This window comes from Mangrovibacter phragmitis (genome assembly GCF_040429585.1).
GTDB classification, from domain to species: domain Bacteria; phylum Pseudomonadota; class Gammaproteobacteria; order Enterobacterales; family Enterobacteriaceae; genus Mangrovibacter; species Mangrovibacter phragmitis.
The window spans coordinates 2070744-2088368 of sequence record NZ_CP134782.1 but is presented as its reverse complement, the minus strand read 5'-3'; the positions used below and the strand labels follow the sequence as shown (position 1 = coordinate 2088368).

The following is a 17625-nucleotide window of genomic DNA, read 5'->3' as shown; positions in this document are numbered from 1 at the left end:
TTGCACGAAACGGTACTATAACCTAAACATGATCGTCAACCATGTTTTGCACAAAAGAGGCTGAATTCCATTTTCAGGTTAAATCTGCGATCCTACCTCAGAATGCAAATAGCCTAAATTTGGAAGAAATAGAACCTCAGCTCGCAACCGACCCTGATACTGCTTTTTTCTGGTCTGGCCGTACCGATGGTATAGGTGGTGCAGATGTAGCTGAGTCAATAGCTAGATCTCGTGGTGGTGTTACATTAGAATCAACGATCAAAGACAAAGGTATTGAGATGCCTGAATGGGATTTTGATAATCCTCAAAGTATAAAAGCCTGGGAAGATGTTTCGGCATCCTATGCTAAACAAGTGTCTGGTGAGATAAGGGCTGTTGTTGGAGAGTCATTGAGGGAAGGGAATATTTGGGAAAATGTAGAATTACCCAGGTTGATGAGTAATGATAGCGTTACAAAAATAACAACTATTGACCCATTAAATCAAACATCAAAAGTTATATTTGAGAGAGGAAATTAAAGTGAAAATTACTGGAACTAACTCCTATATCATTCTCGACTACAATGGGCGAAAAATCAAAGTTGAGGGTGAGATGATTGTTGGGGGATTTGTTGCGGAGAAAAATACAATGAAAAGGTATGAACCACCTTTTGAAAATGAATTAGTAACTGAAGAAGTTAAAGAGAAATATATCCAAGAAGCACTCAAGAAGACCAAGGGATCTCATATGGTAATTCAGTTTGTATAAATTATATTAGCTCAGACTTGAACAGATGCTTTTCACTGGCTGTCTGCTTTGAGCGAGGAACGGACATTTTGCCAGGTAACCTAACAAGACATTTCCATTAGCAGCATATTCTTACTGTTAACTATCACTGTATCAACAAAATAGAACCCTTGCTTCTCATACCAGTGAATCAGTCGTTTACTTGAGGCTGAACAATCCAGGCGAATAAACTGTCGCTGTTGTGCACTGCCCATATCACGAACGAAGGATATAACTTCATTTCCTATACCTTGACCTGCAACCTTTCGCGATACGGCAAACGAGTGCAGGTAAATGCTTTTCCCATTTTCCCATTTTCCCTTTCACCCCAAAATGGCATATCTTCCATAAGTACCCGGAATGCAGCAACTGGCTGATATCCATCAAACACCAACCAGAGCTCGTTGCGCCTGATCCTAGGCAAAAGCCATTCGTCATTAAATGGATAATTCCACCCTTCTGAACCCTGCTGCTGTTGCCAGAGTCTGGCTTCTTCAAGGATCAATGAAAAATACTGACGATTACTCATCGAAACTCTCTTGAATTCATATCTCACTATTTTATGCACTATCTGACTATCTCCTTGTTGATTAAAATAGGCTGATGTTAGCCACCTCTTTTTCTGGCACAGGGCTGCCTGCCAGATTAGGTTATGCTCTCTGCTATAGCTCTGTCAGGCCAAATCTGAACTAATACAAACAAAACTAAATATAGTAAAACGTTTAGTAACGTGACATCCATTTCCGATGTATCAGACCATGACTGAGCCAATACAATTTATGAGTATGTCAGTCCTCAAAGTTGAGACGGTCACGAGCAGATCGCAAACGCTCTTGACCCCTTCGGTCATATTGCTGTGTGGTTGTTACGCTCGCATGGCCCATTGCATCTTTTACAGTTATTAAATCTTCGCCATTATCGAGCAATGCTGTGGCAAATGTTCTTCTCAAGTCATGTGGTGCACATTTATCAATGCCGGCTTGTTTCTGACGTACGTCAAGTATGTGGTAGACAGCTTGATCTGTTAAGCGGTCAAGTGTTACATCGTCATGTCGACGAATTCTGGTGAATATTGGTCCTGGGTTTTCACCACGAACCTGGTCTATCCAGATATGCAATCTTTGCCATGAGCCTTCAGGTAAAAATGCTATCCGCTCCTTATTACCTTTTCCAAGAACTTTAATTGCCCGCTCTGCAGTTATAATGTCTTTTAAGCTCAGAGAAACAGCCTCGGAACGCCGCAGGCCACAACCAAGAAGTACCCCTAATAATGCTGCATCCCGAGGTCCTCTACAGCTGTGGTCATTATCACAAACTTGAAATAATTTACGTATCTCGTCACGGTGGAGAGCTCTTCCTCTTGGCAACTTACTTCCACGTAAATTTCGTACTGAAATAATCTGTTGGTAACTTTCCACATCAATCTGGTGGAGCATCCAGGCTTCTTTTGCAACTCCTTTTAATGCAGACAAATAAGTATTAACGGTAGCTGTGGCTCTACCGGAATCTCTAAGTAACTCTATAATTGCAAGAACATGGTGCCGGCGAAGACTACCCCAGGGGAAGGTATGGCTGCTGTCTGAGCCAAGCATATGGGCAATAATACCGAGAAATGAGGACATTGTCTGACGACTACGTAGAGAGTTAAGCGATAACAAATATGCCTGAGCAGGATTGATCACTCCCTGACTAGATGATGGGGGAATCAGAGACAAATCACCATCGATGATATGACCGGAAATCAGAGGTAAGTTTTCATCGGATAGTTTGCTCATGTCATCCCATTCTTAATGGCAAATGTTAAATTTTCATAGAGAGCTACATTAAAAATTGTAGGTAATCTTACTGATTAATCCTACTTCAGAAACACTACTTTTTCAAAGGTACATTTTAATAAGTAGAGTAATAGAAGTATGCACATATGGAACAATTCCACAGAGCATTTACAGATACTCACTGTGGCAATAGAAAATCGATTTTAACGAGTGAGTATAAATCGTTGAGATTCATGTGGCTCCAACAAACGGCCTAATGGCCGTTTATTTGATAAATAGATATATAAGGAGTTGGTCATCTGATTACCTCTAAATCGGTTGGTTATCACCAAAATACAGCTTATTATCTTAATTCCATCTAATACTGTGTAGAATATCTATTATTTGAGTCTGTACCTGTGGACTTGCATTTTTTTTATAGGATGTTGTGAACATGACGGCTTGTCCGTTTACAGGTACTTGGTAAATAAATACGTCCCAGAGTCCATGTGCATTCAAATCAGTTCGCTGATAACTAATTAAGAGTGCATTTTTATTGGATATTGTGGTTATGGAACAATAAGCCTTTCGTGTTAAAGAAACACCTTGTTTTGCCATGTTTTTAACTAAAATATCATTCATACTTTGACACAAAGCATCTAGGTCAGCTCTACTGACAGCTTTAAGGTCTTCAGCTTTCAGGCTCTCACCCGTAAAAGATGCTCTGAAAACCCCTTCATTTCGATTTGCATACTGACTTGAGTTCGCAGCAATTGTCGTGTTGCTCGGAGCTTCATTCGAAGTTCCTGATTTTTTCTTTATACCCATAATTTGGTCATGGGTTAATAATGACCAACTTTCCGGTAGTTCAACGCTAATGCCATTTCCAACGATATATCGATAATAGCCAGGTCTTGGTACATCATTGACAGTGGTCGGTTTTGTTGAGGCAGGTGACAATGTAGTATCTGGCTTGTCAGATCCGGATATCTCTTGATCTTTCGGTGTTTGTATTACGTTGTAATTATTTGATTTTATATCTTGCTCAATCTGTATGCGGTTTGAATAATTAATAATATGAAAAAATACTTTAACTACGATGAATACGACTATGTACAACAAAATTCTTTTGAGTGTTTTCATGTAATCCTAGTCCAGAATTGATTATTTATTGATGTGAAACATAGAATAATACACCATTTTGTAAATTAACTGGGCATGCCACAAAATCCCTAATACTGACCGCATCACAATAAGTGAGGCTTAATTAAATACACAGCTATTGCTGAATTCTTTGTAGGTAGCAATTATTATTGTTCCATATTTTTTTATTGTTTTGACCATGAATTGATTGGGTCCAGCTCGGATAAATAGTGCGCCCCACCCAACTCATTTATTTTCTTTATAAAATACTCTCTCAGGATAGGGTCGGCGGACAACTGATCGTGAACAACCGTAAGGAACGATTCTCGTTCTTTACGAAGAATATCTATCGAGCGTTGAATGGCCGCTTCGGTCTCAGGATCGGAATTTTTTTGAGCACGTTGAAATTTGGGAACCGGATAATATTCCATCTGAGGTACTTCACGTTTGAAATCGACGGTATTACTGAGCTGCTGGTAATTGGCTTTGAATAGTGGGTCCTTCATATATTCTTCCAATCTTATGGTTGTTTTTGCCCCCTTAAGCGCGGCTTCAATGATGATCCGTTCAGTGTTAAGGTTCTGTTTCAAATCTAAAGTCGAAATTTGTACTGCACTGAGATGCGCTGCTGTTCTACTGAAATTCTCTACATTATCCATAACAGATTGCATTAAAGTCCCGAATGATAGGCGTCCTGGTTTTTTAACCGGAGCAGAAGATGATACGCCGGTCAGTAAACTAGGGGGACTACTTGACTCGATGTTATGAACTGTTTGTTGTTTTATATTCAGGGGGCGGGTCGTTCTACTTTTCTTGGGCTTGAATTTGCACGCCGGATAGTTTGAACAAGATCGAAACTCCCCATATGCTCCAGAACGCAGCACAAGAACGCCTTGTTTGCAAACAGGGCAGTTTTCCTCACAAATCACCTTTCCCTCAGTATCAGTGACCGACACTGCTCCATCTTCTTTTAGTTCATTCAGGAACGTGGAATATCGGCCCTTGACGGTGAACATCGCTACACTGCGCCGTGCACGAGTCAACGCTACATAAAATAATCGCCTTTCTTCCCCTAGAGGAAAATTGTCATCGTCCGGCATAGCTAGTGTGAGGACCGGGTCATAAGCTTGGGTATTGGGGAAACTGCGCCCACGGGTGAAGCTGACCATATTCGGAAGAATGACATAGTCCGCTTCGCTACCCTTAGAGCGGTGGATCGTTAGGAAAGACACATCCACCCATCGATTGAAACGTGCTTGGCGCCCAGGCACGTATTGTCTATCGTTGTTATAACGACCAAGAATGTATACCGACACTTTTCCCAGCTGGCCTGGCTGAATACTTCCACTTCGTATTCCTTCAGCCAGCTTCATTACGAACTGGTCTATCGCACCAGCCATTTTATCCTGACTGTCCACCTGGAACGCCGTGAGCACAGGACCTTGTGCTGGAGTAAGCGAATGTACTTGTTTGGGAATTTGGTTTGGATTTTTAGAAATAAACGTGCTGGACACGTTGCACAGCACTTGAGGACAACGAAAGGTCCGTTCGAGCTTAAGCACTTGACCGTGTCCGAACCACTGTAAAAATCTGGTCATCACCGACACATCAGCGCCAGCAAAGCGGTTAATAGACTGCCAGTCGTCACCTACGGCAAATAAGAATCGCCCTGGTTTCTGAACCAAAGCTCGGCACAAGCGGGCCCGTGCCTGTGAAGAATCCTGGAACTCATCAGCCATCACTAGCTCATATGGAGCCTCACAGCGGCCGCTTTCGAGGTACTCAGCCGCTAGGTTGAGCATGTCCTCAAAATCGATGCAGCTTTCGGCTGCCAGGGCTGCTTCACGTGCTTCCATGATGGGCACGGCGATATTCAGGAACATCTGGTAGCGATATTTATCGGTGCTTTCAGGCATGTCATCCAGCCGTTGGTATATGGCTGGTATCGTCAAGCAGTTGCTCTTGAGATGGCTAATAAATGTGCACACTAATCCAATCAAAGCCTGTGATTCCATGGGCTTTTGCCCACCTTTAGGAACTTCCCTGTCCGAGTTCGGTTTTAGAATAATTCCTCGTTTCGTTAGTTCGGATTCTATCCGTTTGAAATCGTTACCTTCCCTGAGCCCATAAGAAGTAGTTTCGAATAACTCCGTACCCATTTCTCTATGTATTTTCCGTTTCCAATGAACTCCATCAAGATAACCGTCGAAATTAGCAGGAGGTAATCCTTGCTTATCGAGAGCAAAGTGCTCGTGGTAAAGTTTTATTTCAGGGTAGTAGAAGTCAGGCTTGTATTGGCGATAATCTTCGTTGGCAGTCTGATATTTGTAAGGCTCTTCATAGTGATATTCGACACCGTTGTAAAAAAGCCAGTTAGCTATCATACACTCCTCTTGACTTTTCACTGATTCGCCACGGATGGTGCAGATTCGTCCGTTGCCTTGCTCATCCCACACGTCCGCAATTTCTGGTGAGCCAAACATGTTCAGGTGTTTACCAAACACAAAGCGGAATAGGTCCCACTGTGTACAAAAAATAGGAGAACGATCTTTCAATTGGTTAACAATATCGTTCAATTTTCTAAAACCTTCCGGGCTGGTAGCAGTAGCCCATTCAGGGATGTCAGGTTTCTCTCCTGTTGCTTTGCCAATAATATGCAGTCCCAGGGAATGAAAGGTGGATGCTTCGACACTCACACCTTCCATACCTAAGCGCTCAAAAGACTTTCTTGCGCGGTCTTTGAGCTCTTCTGCCGCTTTTTTGTTGAACGCCAGCAATACAATTCGCTCTGGATCCACGATACCGCGATAGATTGCATATGCAGCTTTTGCAACCATGGTGGATGTTTTTCCAGAGCCAGCCGCAGCAATGACCTGTACGCGATTGTCGAAGCAGATAACAGCGCGAGCCTGTTCTTCAGTTAGTGGTTTGCTTTCCACTCGGTCAAATAGCTCCTTGCAGGCATTTAGCTCATTTTTAGTATGTGCTTCGTTTAGAGCGGTCCAGAAAATATGTTGGTCGAGCTTCCATGTTGATAGTAAATCTGCCAATTGCTGAGCTTTTTTACCTAATAAGGCCTTTACTTCAGGCTTTTTCAGTAGTTCAACAACAGTGAGAGTATCAATTGAAGGGCGGGCAGCTTCAACCGAACTTTGCATTTCATGGGTGAACCACCGTCGTGCAGAGGTCGCGGCCTGCTCTTGATTGTTTTTGTATATCAGCCAACTAGATAGGATATGGTACGTATTGCTGAGAAATTCTTCGTCTTCACGGAGGTGTTTCCTGGCTAGTGCGCAATTCAGCGCCTGAGTCAGACCCGCACTTTTAACGTTAGGTAGCCCATCAACATTTATTTCGTTTTTTTGCTGGCTATGTAAAGTAATATCCGTCCAGAACCGACCCGGGGTGATGCGATATGTCGTTTCTTCCTCGACGTTTACCCTATAGGTATGATCCGCAACTGTCAGAGACAGTTCCAGTCCCTCTAGGCGCAAACGCCAATCCGGGGAGCCTGTTAATTGTCGGCCCCAAAATGAGGGGGCCCATTTTTTAACCATTCTTTTCTGCTCTGTGATGCTGCATACAGCTAGATTGTGTGACATGAATATTCTACTCAATAGAATATATCGTATGTGTTAGTGTGAATATATTAAAAACAGGTGACATTATGACCGGACTTAGCAGACGAAATTTTAGCCCAGAGTTTCGCTTGGAAGTCGGCCTGCTTGTACTCGATCAGCATTACAGCATTGCCGCTGCTGCAACGGTAATGAATGTTGGTAAATCCACGATGGATAAGTGGGTCCGCCAGTTAAAGGCAGCGAGGGCGGGAAAATCCCCTTCAGCTTCACCAATGACGTCAGATCAGATTGAAATACTCGATCTGAAGAAAAGGCTTCAACGTATTGAAATAGATATAATAAAAAAGCTACCGCGCTCTTGATGTCAGACTCCCTGAACAGTTCTCATTATCCAAACTTGTAATTCGTTCATTTAATGCCTGCATATCTTCCAGCAGCGAGGACAGCAGCCGACGAAGAGTGAGTGTAAGACTGTTGAGGAAACTTCAATCAGCACCGGTAGCTGTTGCTGGAGACGCAGGATCCCGACAGGAATGGTGAAGCTATATTCAGCGAGCAGAGAACGAAGCTGGTTGGCCAGCATCGTTCTCTGCTCAACCACCAGTTGACGTGTGTTCCTAAGCACCTTGATATCCTGCTGTTCTGTGGTTTTTACAGAAACAAAGTGAATTCCCGGGCGAAATGCTGTCTCGCAAATTGCCAGCGCATCATTGGCATCATTTTTCTGGCTATGGACAAAAGCTTTTACGTATTGTGTGGGGATGAGTCTGACGCAATAGCCCATAGATGCGAAGGTTCACCTCCAGAAATACGAAGTGGCGCAGGCCTCCATAACAACAAGAGTTCCAGGTTCTTCTAGAAGTGTGAAAAACCTTGAAATGCAGGTCGTATTAAGTAGTAAAATCGGGAACTACGATCACCCACTATTCCGTAGTCTTTTCTTAAAAAGACAGATGCAACATTAAGGAAGGGGCATGGCACTTTTTCAAAATCCATTTTTCAAAAGCGATAGTGATTTTACTGAAAGGCAGTATGAAATCGGTGTCAGATTCTTAGCTGAAAAAGATTATGGTCAAGCTAATCAATATCTTAAAAAGGCTGCTGAGGATGGTCATATATCGGCATTATACAATCTTGCCATATTACATGGATCGGGTGTGTTAGAACCGATAGATGTGGATTTTGCAGCTGAATGTTTCTACAAAGCTGCGCATGCAGGACATCCAAGTGCTCAACAAAATCTGTTTATGCTTGAGGCTGCGGATAGAGCTGGGATGGGAACAACGCATTTAGCCAACCTTGCACTTAATTCTCCGCCTGTCGATGGAATGCTTCCATACTTGGTTATGATTACAGGGTGCCGTTTCTATGCAGCGGTGTGCAAAGCAACAGATGCAACCCAGCAGGTCATCAATTATGAATTGGATGCGGCCAGTTCTAGTGAACATGCGTATATCCAAAGCTTCATTAAACGTTGCGGCGTTCCAGAATTAGAGTTTTCAGGTGGTTTACACAGATTAAAAGAGGGGGATGCGGCCGATCAAATAACTGAGGGTCTGAATCGATTATTTATGAGCATGAAGCAGGTGGGTTACGCAGATGAAATTTGTCTGATGGCAAGATGCACCATTGTTTCATATATTATTTCTCGATCAAAATATGCATCCTCAGCCCCTCAGTTACACAGCGTTAATGTATTTTTGAATCCTCCGCATAATGGAATTTTGACCAATAAATCGCAAAGGTTAGATAGTATGGGATTAAGTAGTTTATTTGGGCTTAAAAAAGATATTTTTATTATTGGTGGCGTCAAAACTAAATTACCAGAAACTGATGAACAAACTATGAGGCTAGTAGCGGAGATTACGCAGAAGTTGACTCAGAAATTACCAACGGAACAAGATATCTATTGGTTTGTGATCGAGTTTTTTGATAGAACGAATGGGTTCAATAGTGCAGCACAAGAAATACTAAAAAGCTTACCGATGAATTTATTGGATATGGAATATGCAGGCCGTCGTTCAGAAGAGTCATATGTCGGCAAGAAAAACCCTGGGGTGGCTTACCTTTTAGAAGATGTTGCCCCTTCTTTTCTAAAGGCTGTTTCGCATCTTGGAACTGGCCCTGAGCAAGTAATCGTAGCCCTTGTTTACCTCATTTTTTGTAATGAGCATAGAGAGATAATAAAAAACTTAAGAATTAAATATGCCGTTCACTATCATAATAATTGTATATCGAGTGGTAGTTTTAATAATGCTGATAAATGGGGTGAAGTAATCGATAGTTTAGAATAATCGAAGCAATTTATAAAGTTGACCTGACAGGATTTATTATTCCTCACCGTCAAATCTTTATACTATATCGCTGGTAGCATTGTATGTTGTTATAGATGTCTGGTTTAGTAAGTTACAGTTTTTAGGTAATAATAAAATGGAAGTTCGATGTAGATAGCTTCCCATTGCATCAGCTCTTTGTTTCTATAAGAGTGAATAAAACAGCAAAATACGGGTGCATTACGTAGGTGTTACGGTGGTATTTCTATAGCTCATTGCACTTACGATTGCAGGGGAAACGTCTAACAAGGTGAGACATAGTCTATGTAAGGTGTTTTATTTGGGCTGATTTGCGTCCTAATGAGTTCGTTGATTTATGGCATTAATAGGAAAACCAAAATGATTATCAAAAAATTTGCAGTCCCGTGTGTCCTTTCTCTGACGCTTACGGCCTGTATGACCGTAGGCAGTAAGTTTGATCCTAATGTCCTGGATTCGATGCAACCGGGGGTAACAACGCTCCAAGATGCATCAACCTCACTGGGAAAACCAACATCGATATCGGCGGCTCCTGGTGGGGGAACTTTATTGCAATGGATATATTCTCAGGGATCTTTGATTGGCGGCTCAGGGGCGCATATTGCAGTTTTGTTTGATAAGGATGGCAAGATGGTTCGAATGATACAGCGAACCAAGATATAGCTTTAGGTCATGGCATGAGAAAGTGAAACTCTGGTCGGCACTTTCTTCTTCCATCATACAATCCAGTTCACGATCTATTACGAAAACGTCCTACAATGGCATTCAATTTAATGCTCTGGCACGCGATTACAGTAGGTTACGGGGGGATTACCCGGACAGCGGACTGGCCGGGTGTATAGTTCCACGCACTTTTTGAGAGTTCCGGTTTTTCAGCCATCAGCCGGTACTCTTCCGGCGTCAGGTTGTTCAGAGATTCATGAGGCCGCTCGTTGTTATATTCCATCAGCCAGCGCTTGTAATTTCCCGTGCTTCATTCAGTGTTCTGAACAGGTAAAAATCCAGGATTTCTGTCCGGTATGTCCGGTTGAACCGTTCGATAAAAGCGTTTTGTGTTGGCTTACCCAGCTTGATAAATTCGAGCTGCACGCCATGTTCTTCAGCCCATTGTGCCTGCGCCAGTGAGACCAGTTCCGGTCCGTTGTCCATCCGCATCTTCAGCGGGTAGCCGCGGTTTACCACGATCCTGTCCAGCACCCTGACGACTCGCTGAGCCGGGATATTCAAATCGATTTCTATCGCCAGAACTTCACGGTTAAAATCATCCGCCACATTGAAGGTCCGGAAGCGTCTGCCGCAGACCAGCGCGTCGAGCATAAAATCGATGGACCAGCTCTGGCTCATCGCCTCTGGTGTCGCCAGCGGAGCCGGATTACGCACCAGAAGGCGCTGTTTTCCCTTACGGCGAAAATTCAGTTTCAGCAGGCAGTAAATCCGGTGAACGCGTTTATGGTTCCAGGCGTTACCCTGCCTGCGCAGCAACTGAAACAGCTTCTTAAAACCATACCGCGGGTAGTGCTCCGCCAGCTCAGTCAGCACCTGAATCACCGGTTCATCACGCCGGGTATCGGGCTGGTAAACATAGACCGTCCTGCTCAGCGATAACGTCCTGCAGGCCTGGCGGATGCTCATGGCAAATTGTGCCGTCAGATAGCTGACGAGCTCCCGCTTTATCGCTGGTTTTAAAGCTTTTTTCGATAACATCTTTCAGTGCCCGGCATTCAAGGCTGAGATCGGCAAACATCTGTTTGAGGCGCCGGTTTTCATCTTCCCGGTCTTTCATCTTCTTGATATCAGACGCTTCCATACCGCCGTACTTTGCTTTCCAGTTAATGGGATGGACTACCTCCACCCTCTGCGCTTAACTGAATAAAATACATTCAGCGGGAGAATAACCATGACTATCAAATTTCTGGGTATCGATTTGGCTAAAAATGTTTTCCAGCTTTGTGGACTGAATCAGGCCGGAAAACCGGTATACAGTAAACGGGTTTCGCGAAAGATTTTGCTCCAGACCGTGGCCAACATCCCGGCTTGCCTGATTGGAGTCGAAGCTTCAACAGGCGCATTTTACTGGCAACGTGAGTTTGAAAAGCTGGGCCATAATGTCAAAGTTATTAGCCCTCAGTTTGTAAAACCTTTCGTCCGGGGGCAAAAAAATGACAGGAATGATGCGCAGGCTATCGGCATTGCCCTTATGCAGCCGACGATGCGATTTGTTCCCCCCAAAAGTCCGGAGCAACAGGATATTCAGGCCCTCCACAGAGCCCGACAACGCATTGTTAACCATCGTACAGCAACTGTCTGTCAGATCAGGGGATTATTACTGGATCGGGGGTTCACTATTGGTGCAGCTATTTCCAGAGTAAAGCGTGCCGTTCCTCTTATTATTGAAGATGTTGAGAACGGATTAAGTACCAGGATGCGTAAAACAGTCGCTGAGCTCTTTGATCTGTTTATGGATTTGGGACGTCGTATTACTTTCTTTGATAAAGAAATAGAGGCCATATTCAGACAGTCCGAACCCTGCCAGCGTATTGCAAAAATAAAAGGTATTGGTCCCAAAACAGCGACAGCTGTGGTAGCTGCTATAGGAAAAGGCTCAGAATTTAAGAATGGCCGCCACTTTGCCGCCTGGCTCGGGCTTGTCCCACGACAGTATTCGAGCGGAGACAGACAGGTACTGATGAATATGACTAAAAAAGGCGATAAGCATTTGAGGACCTTGTTTATCCATGGGGCCAGGTCCGTCGTCAGGGTTGCAGAGAATAATAATGATAGTGCAATGAATCAGTGGGTTAATCAATTAAAAGAACGAAGAGGCGCTAATAAAACTACTGTTGCAGTCGCAAACAAGAATGCCCGGATTGTCTGGTCGATGTTGAAAAATAATACAGAATATCAATCTGTTGTGATTTAAAGCTTGCCGGAAAAAGTTGCAGAGTATTGAAAAATGGTGACAGGTTGCACCTGCACGATCGGAACCTGACTATTATATTGGCCTCAGAGGCCGTCCAGTTGTTGAGGCGATTGTGTGCGGATTACCCATTTGGGCACAGGTCAGTATCCCTGATGCCGGATAGATGTAAGCAACAACCTAAAACCAGATTCAGTACTTGCAAAACGGAGGTAGTCTGATCTTACCCACCATTAGTGGACACGCGACTAAGTGAGTAAACTCTCAAGTAAGAGGTGATTACTCATGACAAAACCAGCATCAACCAGCAAAACAGCCCGTAAACAGTACACACCCGAATTCCGCGATGAAGCCCTGAAACTCGCTGAACACATCGGCGTCGCTGCCGCTGCCCGCGAGCTCAGCCTGTATGAATCCCAGCTCTACAACTGGCGCAGTAAACAACAGCAACAGATGACCGCCTCAGAGCGCGAGAATGAACTGGCGGCCGAAAATGCCCGTCTCAAACGCCAGCTGGCGGAACAGGCTGAGGAGCTGGCCATTCTCCAAAAGGCCGCGACATACTTCGCGAAGCGCCTGAAATGAAGTATGTCTTCATCGAAAAGCATCAGGCTGAGTTCAGCGTCAAAGCCATGTGCCGTGTGCTTCGGATTGCCCGAAGCGGCTGGTATGCCTGGCTCAGACGTCGCCATCAACCCGGCCCACGCCAGCAGTTCCGTTTAATCTGTGATACTGCTGTCAGTCAGGCATTCACTGAGGCAAAACAGCGCTATGGTGCGCCACGCCTTGCTGATGAGTTGCCGGAGTACAACATCAAAACCATCGCCGCCAGCCTGCGCCGTCAGGGATTACGGGCAAAAGCCAGCCGGAAGTTCAGCCCGGTCAGCTATCGTCAACACGGTCTGCCGGTATCGGAAAACCTGCTGGAGCAGGACTTTATCGCCAGTGGCCCGAATCAGAAGTGGGCAGGCGATATCACGTATCTTCGCACGGATGAAGGCTGGCTGTATCTGGCGGTGGTGATTGATCTGTGGTCCCGTGCCGTTATTGGCTGGTCGATGTCCTCACGAATGACGGCGAAACTGGCCTGCGATGCGTTACAGATGGCGCTCTGGCGGCGTAAATGCCCGAAAAACGTTATCGTTCATACGGATCGTGGCGGACAGTACTGTTCAGCGGATTATCAGGCATTGCTGAAGCGACACAGTCTGCGTGGCAGCATGAGCGCAAAAGGTTGTTGCTACGATAATGCCTGTGCGGAAAGCTTCTTTCATTCACTGAAAGTGGAATGTATCCACGGTGAACGCTTTATCAGCCGTGAAATAATGCGGACGGCGGTGTTTAATTATATCGAGTGTGATTACAATCGGTGGCGTCGTCACAGTGCCTGTGGCGGCCTCAGCCCGGAACAGTTTGAAAACGAAAACCTCGCTTAGGGCTATGTCCACATTACGTGGGTAGGATCAGTCCATAGATGTAGTACGAGGCCTCTGATATTCCCGCTTAACGGTCCGGCCTGCTTCGACGGACTTCAGTACGGCAATGATTTGGTGCTCGGTGAATCGGGCTTTGCGCATGGCGATCTCCTCAGGGGACATAATCAGTATGTCGGAAGATCTCTAAAAGTGAATGGTTCGTTTTACCGGGCTGCTTACAACACGACCTCCACTACTGAATCCAAAATACGACTATTTGGCAAATAACCGGTAGCGTATTAAGCTTAGTTAGATTAATTTATACGTGAAGATAGCATAAAGGAGAAGGGCTATGCACAGTGATTTAAATAACACAATTACACCAAAGACTGATTCTGCAGGAGACACTTTTACTCGAGAAGTATTGAAGTTGAGCGAGCTAGACTCTGAATTATTGTCCGATGTATCAAAGATGTTCGGTATGTGGTTTGAAGCAGATCATTGCGATAAAGACATTCGCTAATTTTTATCGAATGCTTGAATCCTTACATGTTATATCAGGCTTGGTTCGAAGAAGCTCTGGTGAGGCAATATTTATCGATGCCCTAAAAGCTCTGGGCATCGATTTAAGTTTTAATAGTCTGTACGATAAACGCCTAGTAACGGATACCGTAGAACATCTTGTCGTTGTTGTTATTTTGCCTATCTTGGGTGATAACGACCTAACGGATGAAGTGCGTAATGGCATTGCAAAGATCACATCTCTTGATAGTTATCGGAAGTGCAGCATTGTAGTAGTCGCGCAAGGCGATCGCCATGAGTCCGATGAGTTTGTTACGCGTGATACTCCATTCAGCATTAAAGTTCGTCACTTGTTCAGTTGTTTCGGAAACTTCGAGTTGTTGGAAAAAAAACTGGATCAGTTTACTGCAACTGCCCTTGCTAGAGAAATTTATGATTATGGCAATGCAACGAACATTCGTGATGTGTTAGAACTAAACAGACTTACTCAAATTTTATCTAGGGCACCGAAATGGCTAGTGCGCAAGCGCCTGCTTGATTTTTACGATCCACACTCTGGTGTTAGTCTGTTGAAACATATCGAGCGAGCTGCACTTAACCGCATCGCAGCGCATATTCAAACAATCAGCCCACAGATTTTGAAGATAACTCATGCAGCTTTAAATGATAGAACATTAGATGAACTGGGTGATTCACTACATGCTAATGTGCTTGATCTTGGGAGTAACAATTTTTCATGGGATAGGCTTCTTCCGAAAGTGAGGCAATGTCGCTGGCTTAACTTGGCGGCGAACAGCCTTACGCAGATTCAGCTACCGCTTCTTTCAAAAAATATTGAACAACTCTATTTGCACAAAAATGATATTTGTGAATTTACCGCAACGCTCAGTCATGTGGAAAGGATAAAGTCACTGAGTATATATCGAAATCGAGTAGAGGTTTTCGATTGGCCAGCAGGGCAAACGATGCTTGAGAACCTAAACCTTGGAGCAAACCCTATCTCATCTCTACCCGATACGCTAAGTGACTGTGTCACCTTGAGACGTCTGGGGTTGGCCAGGACTCAGCTTTCAACTTTGCCTGAATGGCTCTTTTCTATGCCAAATTTACATGAAATAGATATTAGTTATATAGAGAATCAGATTCCGGCAACACAGCTCTCTCACTTACGCGCTCAGAGCGTTTCGTTAATTACTCGACCTGGTTTAATTTTATAATGAGTGAAAACAACAATTCTCTTTTGCAGTTCCTGTTAGGTGATATACCTTCACAGTTTTTTTTCAGTGAAATTTATAATAAGCACCCGCTTCACGTTCCAGGGTCGTCGAGTAAGTTTTCTCATCTGTTTTCACTGGAAGTCCTAAATGCAATTCTGAACTTTTCATCGTTGCAATATCCCCGAATTCGTGTTACGGATCATCTTAATACAATCCATAAATATGACCTTATAGATGACAAGGATCGCTACAGCAACAACCTTAACAATGAATTGAATCGTAAAAAGATTCTGTTCGCTATTTCACGTGGAGGAACCCTTGTATACGACCGGATCCAAGAATTCCATTTGCCACTTGAGAATTTTATTGATCAACTCAGCGAGGAAATTCAGACTCGCATGAGTATCAATGGTTACTATACCGCGCGGCAAACAAAAGGTGTCAATGTTCACTTCGACCGACACGATGTATTTGCTATCCAAATCCATGGTAGTAAACGTTGGTTCTATCGAGAGGACTCTCATGTATTATCAAGAGCGATGCGCCACCAATCTGTTCCGCCTGTAGATGATAGTTTTACTGGGTGGCAGTCCGTACTATTGAAACAGGGTGACGTATTTTATTGCCCACGCGGGCTCTGGCATTTTACCCATACAGAAGAAGATCATTCCGCTCATTTGGCAGTCGGTTTGTATCCGTTGACGCTTGGGGATTGGCTCAAGAAATTAGAGTCGCATCCTGAAATAGGAGAACTACTGGAGGAGTACGTGCATCAACCAGGTATGAAAACAACTTCCATTCAAAACGCCCACGCACTCGACAAATTTATTGATATGTTGCGTATTGAAGCCAAGCGCCCAATCTCCCCGCTAACTCAGCCACGACCGTATATCGAGCTTGAATGATGGAACAGTTTTATTTCATTATCACCGAACGCTGCAATCTAACATGTTCACATTGCATCCGAGACTCTTCACCTAACCGCAATGAAACTGCGGAAGCTAGCATGATCAAAAAGGCTCTAACACAGATTGTGCGAAGTCATCCAGACAGTTTAGTATTGATGAGTGGTGGAGAGCCCACGCTACATCGCCATTTCCGGGAGTTACTTGATTTTGGCCTTCATCTTGGGCTAACCATGACGATAAATACAAATGGTGTAACTTCGTTCTTTAAAGATTCAACGCTGAAGGAACTGTCCCAGCATTCACGTCTATCTGTTCAGGTGTCTCTAGATGGCGATGAAGCGATGCATGATTCAATTCGAGGCCCTAATTCCTATCGTAAAGCGGTGCGAACTTTGAGGCGGCTTGTTGATAATGGAGTTCGCTGCAGTGTCTCAACGACGGTCGTAGATGTCGACTTCATGACCCGTGCCGATACTTTTATTGCATCTCTGGATACTATTGGGCTGGCGCATATTGCAATCAAACGAGCTACGTATGCAGGCAGAGCGGCAAGCGGCATCGACGTGAATGGTAAAAAATGGAACGAACACGTTTATCGCTTGCGAGCACTGCCGACAAAAACTCTTCTAAAAATAGCACCGATGTATGACTTTAATCGACTCGATTCACTTTCTGATGATGCACTAAATTCACTTGAATTACCCCCGTCCGCCACAAATTGTGGAGCAGGCACAGCCAAGGTATATGTCTATACCAACGGGGACGTATGCCCATGCACCTGCTTCAAAGATAAGCCTATGGGAAATTTGTATCTTTCAGACCTCGATACTATTCTCACAAAGCCGCCAAGTGTTCAAGTCAAGCATCCAGCTTGCAACGCATGTCGCTATTTTAGACTATGTCGCGGAGGCTGCTTGGGGAGCGGTTATCAAACAACGGGAACAATAGGAATGCCAGACCCGCGATGCCCCAAGGTAGCCATTGTGGATAGAGAGCTCGAAACGATTGCATATTTTCAGCGTTTTTAACACAAAAGAGATCTTGCAAGTTCTCATCTGTAATTTCGGTAAAGCGCTGAACACTCAACTCAT

Annotated in this window: 14 protein-coding genes and 2 pseudogenes; 9 read left to right on the top strand and 7 right to left on the bottom strand. The window is 44.2% G+C overall.

Going from position 1 to position 17625, the window contains the following annotated elements; genetic code table 11:
* The first annotated feature begins 41 nt into the window (after positions 1–41).
* Positions 42–518 (top strand): hypothetical protein, encoded by a 477-nt coding sequence (locus MPHASIOC01_RS10245; protein WP_353614539.1) that lies wholly within the window; start codon positions 42–44, stop codon positions 516–518.
* A gap of 1 nt (position 519) precedes the next feature.
* Positions 520–747 (top strand): Imm74 family immunity protein, encoded by a 228-nt coding sequence (locus tag MPHASIOC01_RS10240; protein ID WP_353614538.1) that lies wholly within the window; start codon positions 520–522, stop codon positions 745–747.
* A gap of 80 nt (positions 748–827) precedes the next feature.
* Here the strand turns inward: MPHASIOC01_RS10240 and MPHASIOC01_RS10235 are convergent, their stop codons facing one another.
* The 5 genes from MPHASIOC01_RS10235 to MPHASIOC01_RS10215 form a co-directional block, all read right to left on the bottom strand.
* A complete protein-coding gene (locus MPHASIOC01_RS10235) occupies positions 828–1013 on the bottom strand; it encodes a hypothetical protein (protein ID WP_353614924.1) in 186 nt (61 codons plus the stop codon).
* Complete coding sequence (locus MPHASIOC01_RS10230; protein WP_353614537.1) at positions 1010–1294, bottom strand: hypothetical protein; 285 nt, start codon at positions 1292–1294, stop codon at positions 1010–1012. Before MPHASIOC01_RS10230 ends, MPHASIOC01_RS10235 begins: the two co-directional genes overlap by 4 nt.
* 259 nt (positions 1295–1553) lie before the next feature.
* A complete protein-coding gene (locus tag MPHASIOC01_RS10225) occupies positions 1554–2540 on the bottom strand; it encodes a tyrosine-type recombinase/integrase (RefSeq protein ID WP_353614536.1) in 987 nt (328 codons plus the stop codon).
* A 348-nt stretch (positions 2541–2888) separates the two neighbouring features.
* Positions 2889–3662: a hypothetical protein gene (locus MPHASIOC01_RS10220; protein ID WP_353614535.1), complete on the bottom strand. Its 774-nt coding sequence runs from the start codon at positions 3660–3662 to the stop codon at positions 2889–2891.
* 185 nt (positions 3663–3847) lie between these two features.
* Positions 3848–7219: a UvrD-helicase domain-containing protein gene (locus tag MPHASIOC01_RS10215; protein WP_353614534.1), complete on the bottom strand. Its 3372-nt coding sequence runs from the start codon at positions 7217–7219 to the stop codon at positions 3848–3850.
* Positions 7220–7329: 110 nt separating this feature from the next.
* On the opposite strand from MPHASIOC01_RS10215, the pseudogene MPHASIOC01_RS10210 reads away from it, so the two are divergent.
* A pseudogene (locus MPHASIOC01_RS10210) lies at positions 7330–7633 on the top strand (transposase); the annotation flags it as partial.
* A gap of 22 nt (positions 7634–7655) precedes the next feature.
* Here the strand turns inward: MPHASIOC01_RS10210 and MPHASIOC01_RS10205 are convergent.
* Complete coding sequence (locus MPHASIOC01_RS10205; RefSeq protein WP_353614533.1) at positions 7656–8027, bottom strand: transposase; 372 nt, start codon at positions 8025–8027, stop codon at positions 7656–7658.
* Positions 8028–8217: 190 nt separating this feature from the next.
* On the opposite strand from MPHASIOC01_RS10205, the gene MPHASIOC01_RS10200 reads away from it, so the two are divergent.
* Positions 8218–9537 (top strand): hypothetical protein, encoded by a 1320-nt coding sequence (locus tag MPHASIOC01_RS10200; RefSeq protein WP_353614532.1) that lies wholly within the window; start codon positions 8218–8220, stop codon positions 9535–9537.
* A gap of 817 nt (positions 9538–10354) precedes the next feature.
* Here MPHASIOC01_RS10200 and MPHASIOC01_RS10195 read toward each other — a convergent pair.
* A pseudogene (locus tag MPHASIOC01_RS10195) lies at positions 10355–11386 on the bottom strand (IS3 family transposase); the annotation flags it as partial.
* Positions 11387–11452: 66 nt separating this feature from the next.
* Here MPHASIOC01_RS10195 and MPHASIOC01_RS10190 point away from each other — a divergent pair.
* The 5 genes from MPHASIOC01_RS10190 to MPHASIOC01_RS10170 all read left to right on the top strand — a co-directional run bounded on the left by MPHASIOC01_RS10190 (position 11453) and on the right by MPHASIOC01_RS10170 (position 17562).
* Positions 11453–12475, top strand: coding sequence for an IS110 family transposase (locus MPHASIOC01_RS10190; protein WP_353614531.1), 1023 nt, complete (start codon positions 11453–11455; stop codon positions 12473–12475).
* A gap of 282 nt (positions 12476–12757) precedes the next feature.
* Positions 12758–13908 (top strand): IS3 family transposase gene (locus MPHASIOC01_RS10185; RefSeq protein WP_353614530.1). Its coding sequence is split into 2 segments (ribosomal slippage): positions 12758–13019 and positions 13019–13908, totalling 1152 coding nucleotides; the frame shifts between segments, so codons are not numbered across the junction.
* 467 nt (positions 13909–14375) lie between these two features.
* The gene (locus tag MPHASIOC01_RS10180; RefSeq protein WP_353614529.1) at positions 14376–15626 is read left to right on the top strand and encodes a leucine-rich repeat domain-containing protein; all 1251 of its coding nucleotides are present in this window, start codon (positions 14376–14378) and stop codon (positions 15624–15626) included.
* The gene (locus tag MPHASIOC01_RS10175) at positions 15626–16531 is read left to right on the top strand and encodes a JmjC domain-containing protein (protein ID WP_353614528.1); all 906 of its coding nucleotides are present in this window, start codon (positions 15626–15628) and stop codon (positions 16529–16531) included. The genes MPHASIOC01_RS10180 and MPHASIOC01_RS10175 overlap by 1 nt, the downstream gene beginning before the upstream one ends.
* Positions 16528–17562 (top strand): radical SAM/SPASM domain-containing protein, encoded by a 1035-nt coding sequence (locus MPHASIOC01_RS10170; RefSeq protein ID WP_353614527.1) that lies wholly within the window; start codon positions 16528–16530, stop codon positions 17560–17562. Before MPHASIOC01_RS10175 ends, MPHASIOC01_RS10170 begins: the two co-directional genes overlap by 4 nt.
* The last annotated feature ends 63 nt before the right edge of the window (positions 17563–17625 follow it).